A 736-nucleotide genomic window follows, 5' to 3' on the forward strand; every position below is an offset into this window, starting at 1 on the left:
CCGGCGAGTGGACCGGCCACACCGGCAGGCGCATCCGCAACGTCGTCAACATCGGCATCGGCGGCTCCGACCTCGGCCCCGCCATGGCCTACGAGGCGCTGCGGGCCTTCACCGACCGCGCGCTCACCCTGCGATTCGTGTCCAACGTGGACGGCGCCGACCTGCACGAGGCGGTCCGGGACCTGGACCCGGCCGAGACGCTGTTCGTCGTGGCGTCCAAGACGTTCACCACCATCGAGACGGTCACCAACGCCACCTCCGCGCGCTCCTGGCTGCTGGCCGGTCTGGGCGGCGACGAGAAGGCGGTCGCCAGGCACTTCGTGGCGCTGTCCACGAACGCCGGCAAGGTCGCCGACTTCGGCATCGACACGGCCAACATGTTCGAGTTCTGGGACTGGGTCGGCGGCCGGTACTCCTTCGACTCGGCGATCGGCCTCTCCCTGATGATCGCCATCGGCCCGGACCGCTTCCGGGAGATGCTCGACGGCTTCCGCATCGTCGACGAGCACTTCCGCAACGCCGAGGCCCCGGCCAACGCGCCGCTGCTCCTCGGCCTGCTGGGCGTCTGGTACGGCGACTTCCTGGACGCGCAGTCGCACGCGGTCCTGCCGTACAGCCACTACCTGTCGAAGTTCACCGCCTATCTCCAGCAGCTGGACATGGAGTCCAACGGCAAGTCCGTGGACCGCGACGGGAACCCGGTGCGGTGGCAGACCGGACCGGTGGTGTGGGGCAC

At 69.6% G+C, this 736-nt stretch carries 1 pseudogene; it reads left to right on the forward strand.

The features are described from left to right. Window positions 1–736 (forward strand): annotated as a pseudogene (locus IE94_RS0134310) (glucose-6-phosphate isomerase); the annotation flags it as partial.

Source organism: Streptomyces violaceorubidus, from assembly GCF_000717995.1.
GTDB lineage: Bacteria > Actinomycetota > Actinomycetes > Streptomycetales > Streptomycetaceae > Streptomyces > Streptomyces violaceorubidus.